The following is a 9,507-nucleotide window of genomic DNA, read 5'->3' on the forward strand; positions in this document are numbered from 1 at the left end:
GGGCCTTTGGCCCCCCGCACTGCCCCCCGAACCCCCCATGAAACGGACAAAGCACTAGGCCGTGTCTTGCTGGCTGGACCCAATAAGGAACGGGGGTTTGAGGGGTGTGGAGGAGCGGCTTGCCGCTCTCCCCACACACCCCTCAACATCACCGGGGCATATCCCGGCGCTATTTATTCTAACCCAGATTTCTGCCCATCCCGGCGGAGGGAAATCTTCTGGATCCTCCCTCCCCGTGGCCCAGGAAGCCACCCTGTCACCGCCCAGCGCGTTCTCTCCCCCCTCTACTCCCGTCCTCGGGGTTGAAGGAGGGGGGATACGGGAGGTGAGGCCTATTCCGTCTGGTCCGACCAACTTCCAACTGCCTAATTTCTGCAGGAATATTTTCCGATAGCGTGGCCGCTGAAGGCGGCCCGCCGCACGATTGACAGATCCCGCAGGTTGCATTACTCTAACACAGACGATCTCCGAAGCGGTGAGAAACCGAAAGGATTTGGCAGGATGGCGTTCCTGGGTGGGATTTTGGGGCTGGTGGGCCTGATCCTTGCCTGTGTGGGCTGGCGGCGGACCCGCACGATGGTGGCCCGGGTCTGGGCCCTGGCCCTGATCGCGATCGCCTGGTGGACATTGAGCGAGAGCGTAGCGATCGCCGCCCCGGATCCGGTTTATCGGGTCATAGGGCTCCGGATCCAGGTTCTGGGGGTGGCGGGGATCGCTCCGTTGCTCCTTCTGGGCGCCGTCCAGTATTCTGGAGCGATCCTTGCCCTTCGCTTTCGCCATCTCGTCGCCCTTTTCCTCATCCCGGTCCTCACGATCCTCTTGGCTTTCACGAACGACCTCCACCATCTGGTCTGGTCCGTGCTGGACGTTCGTCCGGACGGAACGCTGGTTGTTGCCTATGGGCCTTGGTTCTGGATCCATACGCTGTTTGCCGTCCTGGCCTTTCTGGTTGCCCTGGCGTTTATGCTCCCTGTCCTGATCCATGCCTATCGTATATCGCTTCCCATCATCATTGGGCTGTTTCTGGCGACAGCTCTGATCTTCACCGCTCTCTTCTTGAGCCTATATGATCCCGCCTATGATCTATCGGCCCCGTGGCGGGGAGCGACCGCTGGCATGCTGGGGCTGGCGACGGTGCTATTGGGCCTCGTGTTCCAGGCGTTCCCTTCCTTCCATCCGATCCCGATCGCTCGAAGCCTGATCGTGGAGACCATGTCGGAGGGCATGATGGTCCTCGATCTGCGGGGGCAGGTCGTCGACGTCAATCCTCCGATGGCGCGCATGCTCGGCCGTGCTCTCCCCTCTTTGATCGGAGCATCGGTGGAAGAAGCGCTTGCCTCGTGGCCGGATCTTCGGGAGGCACTGCGGTTATGGTTGCGTGAGGGGCGAGGGGGGATGGGGGAATTCCAGCACCCGAGGGAGGAGCGCTGGTTTCTCATCTCCCTCCAACCGATCCAGCACTCCAGGGAGCCGATGGGATGGCTGGTGCGGGCCGGCGAAATCACCGAATACAAACGGCAATCCCTGCAGCGTGCTCGACAACAGGAGGCCCTGGTTCGCCTGGCGACGGACCCTCAGGTCCAGAATGGGGCCTTGGAAGATGCGCTGACCCGCATCGCCTGGGTGGCTGCGGAAACCCTTCAGGTCAGTCGGGTAAATATCTGGCGTCTGGACGAGCAGCACGAATGGCTGGAATGTCTGGTCCACGTCGAATGGCCAGCGGGCGCATTTAGCAAAGGAACCCTCCTGCGGGCCGCTGACTATCCTGCTTACTTCGAAGCGTTGCGACAGGGCCGGGCCGTAGATGCGGCGGACGCGCGTCACGATCCTCGAACACAAGAACTGCGGGCGTCTTATCTGGAGCCCCTGAGGATCTTCTCTCTGCTGGATGCGCCGATCCGCCAGGAGGGGCGGGTGATCGGGGTCATTTGCCATGAGCAGGTCGGCGGGATCCGCCGCTGGACCCCGGAGGAGATCGCCTTCGCGGCGGAGGTGGCGGATCTGATCGCGCTGGTCTGGGCGAACGCGGAGCGCCGGTTGGCCGAGGCGAGGGCTCAACGATATGCCCAGCAACTTCAGCTGCTTCAGCAGCTCACCCAGGAGCTCTTTCAGACCGTCGATCTGGAGCGATTCTATGATCTGGCCCTTCAAGGGATCCTGGAGATCCTGGGGGCGGATCGCGCGGCGATCCTGCTGCGGGATCCGGACGGAGTGGTCCGTTTTAAGGCATGGCGGAATCTCTCTCGAGAATACCGACAGACCGTGGAAGGGCACTGGCCCTGGGATCCTGCGGATCCGGACCCGCAGATCCTCTGGATCCCGGACGTCGAGCGAGCGCTGGAATGGGGAGAGGTCCGCGAGGCCGTGCTTCGGGAGGGGATCCACGCCCTAGCCTTTGTTCCCATTCAAAGCGGGGGCCAGGCCCTGGGCAAGCTGATGCTGTATTACGATCGGCCTCAAGCCCCAGACGAAGAAACCATGCGTCTGGCGCGGACCCTGGCGGATGCCGTGGCGACGGCCCTGCGGCGGCGTCGGGAAACTTGGCTGTGGGAAGCTGTTGCCGGAGCGTTGCAGGAGGTCCTGGGCAGCCCGCCGGAGTTCCAGGCCCGGGTTCAAACCATTCTGCAGGCGGCGCGGCGGCTGCTGGGGGGCGATCGGGCAGCCCTGTGGTTCTACGAGCCGATCCGGAAGCAGGTGGCATGCGCGGGCGCGGATGGGCTTTCGGAGTCCTACGTTCGGTGGCTCCTGGAAAGCTACCAGCGGGTGCCGGGGGCTCGCGCCATTGAGATCCCCACCGTGATCCACGTATCGGATATTCAAAACGATCCCCGCACCGAGGGCATCCGGGATCGGCTGGCTCAGGAAGGGTTTCGCTCCTATGTGGTGCTTCCTTTGTGGGCGCCGGCAGCGGCCTCGAATCGGTTTCCCTTCCGGGGCGTGTTAACGGTCTACTGGAATACAGTCCGGACATTAGGGGCAGAGGAATTGTTGGTTGGGCAGGCGTTCGCCAACGCGGCTGCTCAGGCCCTGGCGAGCGCTTATCTGTTTGAAGAAACCCAGCGGTGGGCCCGCCACGAGGCCGCCCTGAACCGAATAGTCGCCGCGATCCTTCGAGCGGAGGATTTGGATGGCATTCTGCGAACGGGCCTGGAGCAGGCGCGGGAGATCATGGGGTTCCGGATGGGGATGATCTGCCTGTGGGAGGAAGAGCAGAATTGCCTGCGTCTTCGAGCCGCATTCGGGCTCCCGGAGGGGGTGCGGGAGCTTCTGGAGGAATGCCGCTCCGGAGAAGGGATGATCGGCCAGACCCTGTTGACCGATCAGCTGGTCGTTTACAGCGATCTCCCCAGGGAGGCGCCGGAAATTTCCCGGTCGCTCCTGTTTCCACAGGCGCGCGCCTGGGTGAGCTTTCCGCTCCATGCGGGTTCACGTTGGGTGGGTGTCCTCAGCCTTTGCGATCCGGAGCCCCATCTGTTCACAGAGGATGAGCTCGCTCTCATTCAGGCGCTGGCCGATCATCTTGCACTGGCCGTGGAACGGGCGATGCTGGCGGAGCGGATGGCCGAGCAGATCCGGGAGGTTTCGTTGCTTTATGAGGCCAGCGCCAATTTGCTGGCGGCTCACGATATCGGGTCGGTCGTCAAACTCCTGGGGCGGTTTCTCTCCGAGATCACGGGCGGCATCTACGCGCGCTTTTACCGGTATCGACCGGAAGCGGATGCGCTGGAGTTGCTCTCGGAATACATCGCCCCGGATGCGGCTTCTGGAGAATGGCTCTCCTGGATTGAGCGCGTCCGCGAAGCTTCTCTCTCCATCCAGAGGGCCGCGCTTCTGGAACGCAAGCCATACGCCCTGTGGATCCCGGAGCCGGGCCGTTTCGAGGGAACGTCCTTGCCGCTGGCGATCCGGATGGGGGACGAGCGAACGCTGGAACAGCTGGGCGTGCGGCGCCTCATGGTTCTGCCGCTGGCTCTCGGGGCCCGGGTGCTGGGGCTGGCGGAAGTGTGGGATCCACGGAGCGATCATCGGTTTTCATTGAATCAGATCGCCCTGAGCCAGGCCATCGTCAACCACGCCGCTGTGGCGCTGGAGAATGTCCGGTTGCTGGAGCTCCTGGAGGAGGAGCGGGGTCGCCTGCGGACGGTAATCAACGCCGCGGTGGATGGGATTCTGCTGATCCGTGCGGACGGCCGGATCTTGGAGCTCAACCCGGCCGCTGTGGAACTTCTCGGCCTGGAATGGGGCCCGGAAACATGGATCGGCCGGTCGCTGATGGATGGAATACGCTGGCTGCGAAAGAACCGTCCTGTCCTGGCCCGCACCCTGATGCGCCAGCTCAGGAAGCTGCGCCGGGACCCTCTGGAAACCCGGACCGTGGAGTTCGACACAGAGGCGCGCAGCTTACGAATTCAGGTGGTTCCGATCCGGAGCGATGGCGCGGTGACGGGCTGGCTGGCAATGATCTACGACATGACACCCATCCGAACCCTCGAGCGGCTGCGAGAGGAGCTGTTCCACATGGTGGTCCACGACCTGCGGAATCCGGCGGCCTCCGTTCAAACGGCGCTGGACTTTCTGCTGGGCGAGGGTCTGGGCCCGCTCTCCCAGGAGCAGCGGGAGGTGCTGACCATCGCCCGGGACAACATCGGACGCATGCTGCGCATGGTCAGCACGATCCTGGAGCTGCGCCATCTGCAATCCGGGGAAGTAATTCTTCATCCCAAGGCGATCTCCCTGCCAGAGCTGGTGGCCAGCATTCTGCGGGGGCTTTCCATATTAATTCGCGAAAAATCGCTGGAAGTGCTGGTAGACATCCCCTCCGCGTTGCCGCGGGCATGGGGCGACGAACTGCTCATTGTCCGGGTTTTCCAGAACCTGCTCGACAACGCCATCAAATTCACGCCCTCCGGCGGGGAGATCTGGATCCGCGCGGTGCCGGAGCAAGAGGGCGAAGCGTTGCGGGTGAAAGTGATGGTAGCGGATTCCGGTCCGGGAGTGCCTCCTGAGATGCGGGAGGAGATCTTCAAGCCGTTCGTCACTGGGATGGTGAAGGGGCGCGGTGTGGGATTGGGGCTGGCGTTCTGTAAACTGGCCGTGGAGGCCCACGGCGGCCGCATCTGGGTGGAGGATCGCCCGGGAGGCGGAGCAGCTTTCGTGTTTACGCTTCCGGCCGCTTTAGAGGAATAAATAGTGTATTGTCCGTCTTTGGTTTGGAGGTTTTCGGAGGCTGAAAGCCCCCCAGCCCAGCCCCCGAAAGATGTTTTCGCTCCCCTCCTCACGGCCCAACGGGCCAAGGGGAGGGGAGCGAAAAGGCTTCCCGAAGATGCAAACGGCGTAACTCCTATGAGATTTTTGTGGGGCTGAGGAAGCTGCCTTCGACGGCCCCCTTAGCCCCAGCGTCTCTTTTCCTCCCCCTCCTTATGCCCGAAGGGCCGCGTGGCGGAAGGAGGATTTCAGGCGGCCGTGCATGGACGGCACGCGGCCCATCTGAAATCCTCGCCTCGCTTTACCCATCCGCACCCCTCCATGGAACGTTCACAGCCGGACTGGCCTTGCGTCGGTTGATCGTGTAAAATTTTTCTGGAATTTTCGGAAAATTTGCGTTCCCCAGGAGGCGAGAAGCAATGGGCGCGTTGACCCGGCGCCAGCGGGAGTTCTTAGCCGCTTTCCTGCGGTTGTATCGCCGGTGGCGCAGGCCGCTTCACTATGGGGTGGTGGCCCGCGCCCTGCACGTCGGTCGGGCCACGGCCTATGAGATGCTGGCCCTGCTGGAGCAGTTGGGCCTAGTCGAACGGCGTTATGAGAGCCCGACCGGACCAGGTCGACCTCGTGTGGTTTTCCGCCCCACGGCTCAGGCGCGCCGCGCCCTCAGCAGCATGTGGGATATGGCGACGTGGCGGAACACTCAGAGCCGGCTGCTTCAGGAGCTCAGGGGGTGGCAGACCTGGCTGGATCCATCCGCGCTTCTTCAGTGGTTGGTCTCCAGTCCACTGGAAGGGCCGGTGTCCGAGGGGATGGCCCGCATGGCGGCCGGGTTGATGCTGGTGTTTCGCTTGCTGCAACGGGGGGAAGGACCTCTGGTTATTCCCCGCGGCCGATCCCTGGATCTGGGCGCTCTGGCCGGGCTCAGCGCTGCTCTGGTTGCCCTGAGCCGGGCGGAGCCCCATCAGGTCCGGGCGCTGATGGAACGGATCCGGTGGTTCCAGGAACAATGGGATCGCTTGGATCCCCTGGATCGCCATCGGTTGTCCCGATTTGCTTACCGGATCTTTCGGGAGGCAGGAGGCCTCGGATGAAGCCCTCGGGAGGTGGTTGGGCGATGATCAGCGTGATCATCCCGACGCTGAACGAGGCGGTCTATCTCCCGCTCCTGCTGGGGGCACTGGCACGCCAAACCCGACGACCGGACGAGGTGATCGTAGCGGATGCGGGCTCGGAGGATGGGACGCCTGAGATCGCCCGGGCCTGGGGAGCCCGGGTGGTGCGCGGCGGGCGGCCGGCCGTTGGCCGGAACGCCGGGGCCCGCATTGCCCGAGGGACGTGGTTGGTGTTCCTGGATGCGGATGTCGTCCCCCGGCCCGATTTCCTGGAGAAGGCATTTCGAGAAATCGAAGACCGGCGTCTGGACGTCGCCACCTGTTTGATGGAGCCTTTGAGCCCGCGGCCGACCGATCGCATCTTTCATGAGGTGGCCAACGGGTATCTGCTGGCGCTGCAATGGGTTTCCCCTCGGGCCCCGGGGTTCTGCATCCTGGTTCGCCGTGAGCTTCACGAGGCCATCGGTGGGTTCGACGAAACGCTGCTCCTGGCCGAGGACCATGATTACGTGCGGCGGGCGTCCCGTCGGGGCCGGTTCGGCGTGCTCACTTCCGTCCGGATCCCGGTCTCCACCCGCCGGGTGGAGGAGGAGGGCGTCTTCTCGTTGTTGTTCAAATACTTGTGGGCGGAAGCTCATGTATGGACCGGGCGGCCCATCCGTTCGCTCCCCTTCACGTATGAATTCGGCCGCCATCGCCCGCTTTGGCCTCCGGAGGGAGGAGTAGCGGATGGGGAACGAAGCCGCATCCTTTTGCCGCTCCTCCCTGTCCCTCGCTCTTTCGCGCAGAGGATCGGGATCAATAAAGGCCTCCCCCCCTTGCCCATGAAGATCCTGGCTCGTGTCCGTTCCAGGAGTAAGCCGCCCGCGGCTCAACAGACGTAGAAGTTGCGCAGCCGATTGCCAGCCAGGGGTTTAGGGGTGGCGCTGTGTTCCACTCCATTTTTGATCCCTCTCCATGCCGCAAGGCGATGTGGAAGCCCTTGACAAGATCGATCTCGCTGAATATCATGGAGACAAATTGCACACGTGTGCAGATCCCTGATGGGCCGACGTCCTGCTAGGCGGATTTCGATCAAGGATATCGCTCGTAAGGCCGGTGTTTCCCATTCCACGGTCTCACGAGCGTTGCGGGGGAGCTCCCTGGTGAACCCGCGCACGGCCGAGCGGATCCGTCGGCTGGCGGCGCGGATGGGATATGTGCCGAACGCGGCCGCGCGGAGCCTGGTCACCACCCGCACCTCCATCATCGGCTTGGTGATCACCACCTTGGCGGATCCCTTCCTGGCGGAGATCGTCCGCGGCGTGGAGGAGGTCGCCCTGGAGGCGGGCTACCGTCTGTTCCTGGCCACCTCGAACGCGGATCCCGAACGGGAGCTCGCGGCGGTTCGGGCGCTGGCCGAGAGCCGGGTGGAAGGAGTGATTGTGGCCTCCTCGCGGGTCGGCGAGCTCTACCTTCCTCATCTGGAAGCCCTCGGCGTGCCCATTGTGCTGATCAACCATCAGCGGGAGGCGCCGCTTATTTATTCCGTCGCCGCGGACAGCTATCAGGGGGCGGTGCTGGCTGTTTCCTATCTGATCGGTCTGGGCCACACCCGCATTGCTTATATCGCCGGCCCGCCGATGGCCCGATCCAATCGGTTGCGTTTGACAGGTTATCAAGAGACCATGGCGGCTGCAGGCCTCATGCCGGATCCTGCCTGGATCATGGAGGGAAATGGCCGACCGGAGGCGGGGGAGTGGGGGATCCAGCGCCTGCTGGAGGTTCCGCTCCGACCGACGGCAGTGTTCTGTTACAACGATATGACCGCCATCGGAGCCATGCGGGCTGCGCGCAGGGCGGGCCTGCGGGTTCCGGAGGATCTCTCGATCATCGGCTTTGATGACATCCTGTTTGCCGCTTACACCGAGCCTCCTTTAACCACCATCGCCCAGCCCAAGTATGAAATGGGGCGGACTGCGATGAGCATGCTGCTCCGCCTGCTGCAGGGGGAACGGGTCCCTGCTGATCTCCAGCTGCCATGTCGCCTGGTGGAGCGCGCCTCATGCGGTCCACCCCTGGAAGGCTCCATTCCTATGGTTCCCCATCTTCTGGCTGAAAGGAGGTTGCCATGACCCGCTCTGTCCGCCGATGGATCCCCCTTCTCCTGATTTTGGGCCTGTTGCTGGGCGCCTGCGCGCCGGCCACGCCGGCTCCTGCCCCGGCCCAACCGCAAAAGGAATTCACGTTTTACATCGTCTCCCACGGCGGGCCTGCCGATCCCTTCTGGGGCGTCGTGATGAAGGGGATGAACGACGCCGCGAAGGTGTATCCGGTGGAGGCCAAATACTTCGGCCCCGAGAAATTCTCCATTCAGGAACTGGTCAACCTCCTCAACAGCGCCATCGCCGCCAAGCCGGACGGGCTGGCGGTGACCATCACGGATCCCAAGGCCCTGGATGAGCCGCTGCGCCGGGCGATCCAGCAGGGCATCCCGGTGGTGGCCATCAACGTGGCGGATCCGCGCCCGGAGGGTGAGCGCATCCCGTATATGTTCTACATCGGCATGGACGAATACTTGGGCGGGCTCCGGGCGGCCCAGCGCATGCTGGCGGTGCGCACGCCCAAGCGGGCGCTGTGTGCGATCCACGAGGTCGGCCATGTGGGGCTGGAGGCTCGCTGCCAGGGCTTCCTCGATGGGATGAAGGAGAAGAACGTGCCGGTGGAGAAGCTGGATATCGGCACGGATCCTACCAAGGCGGTGGAGACCCTCAAGGCCTACTTCACCCGCAACCCCGATACGGATGCCTTGCTGACCCTCGGCCCTCTGGGCACGGATCCTGCGGTGAAGTTCCTGAAGGATAACAACCTGGCCGGCAAGGTGCTCCATGGAACCTTTGACCTGCACCCCGGGACGTTGTCGGCGATCAAGGAGGGGGTGACACTGTTCGCCATCGATCAGCAGCAATACTTGCAAGGCTACATGGCCATCGCTTGGCTCTATCTCTACAAGAAATACGGGCTGCGGCCGGCTAACGATGTGCTGACGGGGCCGGGCTTTGTGGATAAGGACAATGTGGGCCTGGTGGAGGAGCTGATCAAGCAGGGCATCCGTTAAAAATCGAGAGGGCGATCTGAGGTGGCGGGGGGTCGCCTTCGGTGGCCTTCCGCCATCCCGATCCTGCGGGTTTTGGGGCTGGGGCGCCGCCTT

At 63.4% G+C, this 9,507-nt stretch carries 5 protein-coding genes; all 5 read left to right on the forward strand.

Features of this window, described 5'->3' with window-relative positions; all coding sequences use genetic code 11:
- Positions 1 to 501 precede the first annotated feature (501 nt).
- The 5 genes from NZM16_RS06425 to NZM16_RS06445 all read left to right on the forward strand — a co-directional run bounded on the left by NZM16_RS06425 (position 502) and on the right by NZM16_RS06445 (position 9,414).
- Positions 502 to 5,187 (forward strand): GAF domain-containing protein, encoded by a 4,686-nt coding sequence (locus NZM16_RS06425; protein ID WP_295479393.1) that lies wholly within the window; start codon positions 502 to 504, stop codon positions 5,185 to 5,187.
- Positions 5,188 to 5,624: 437 nt separating this feature from the next.
- Positions 5,625 to 6,296 (forward strand): hypothetical protein, encoded by a 672-nt coding sequence (locus tag NZM16_RS06430; protein WP_295479396.1) that lies wholly within the window; start codon positions 5,625 to 5,627, stop codon positions 6,294 to 6,296.
- Entirely contained in the window at positions 6,293 to 7,201 is a 909-nt protein-coding gene (locus tag NZM16_RS06435) for a glycosyltransferase (protein WP_295449698.1), read from the forward strand. The genes NZM16_RS06430 and NZM16_RS06435 overlap by 4 nt, the downstream gene beginning before the upstream one ends.
- Before the next feature lie 159 nt (positions 7,202 to 7,360).
- A complete protein-coding gene (locus tag NZM16_RS06440) occupies positions 7,361 to 8,431 on the forward strand; it encodes a LacI family DNA-binding transcriptional regulator (protein ID WP_295449695.1) in 1,071 nt (356 codons plus the stop codon).
- Positions 8,428 to 9,414 carry a sugar ABC transporter substrate-binding protein gene (locus NZM16_RS06445; protein ID WP_295449692.1) on the forward strand — a complete coding sequence of 329 codons (987 nt, stop codon included), beginning with the start codon at positions 8,428 to 8,430 and terminating at the stop codon, positions 9,412 to 9,414. The genes NZM16_RS06440 and NZM16_RS06445 overlap by 4 nt, the downstream gene beginning before the upstream one ends.
- Positions 9,415 to 9,507 lie beyond the last annotated feature (93 nt).

Source organism: Thermoflexus sp., from assembly GCF_025055495.1.
Taxonomy (GTDB): Bacteria; Chloroflexota; Anaerolineae; order Thermoflexales; family Thermoflexaceae; genus Thermoflexus.

Excerpts from the sequence above, each read along its gene's own strand:
- NZM16_RS06425 (WP_295479393.1), top strand. The coding sequence starts at position 502 with ATGGCGTTCCTGGGTGGGATTTTGGGGCTGGTGGGCCTGATCCTTGCC.
- NZM16_RS06445 (WP_295449692.1), top strand. The coding sequence starts at position 8,428 with ATGACCCGCTCTGTCCGCCGATGGATCCCCCTTCTCCTGATTTTGGGC.
- NZM16_RS06440 (WP_295449695.1), top strand. The coding sequence starts at position 7,361 with ATGGGCCGACGTCCTGCTAGGCGGATTTCGATCAAGGATATCGCTCGT.
- NZM16_RS06435 (WP_295449698.1), top strand. The coding sequence starts at position 6,293 with ATGAAGCCCTCGGGAGGTGGTTGGGCGATGATCAGCGTGATCATCCCG.
- NZM16_RS06430 (WP_295479396.1), top strand. The coding sequence starts at position 5,625 with ATGGGCGCGTTGACCCGGCGCCAGCGGGAGTTCTTAGCCGCTTTCCTG.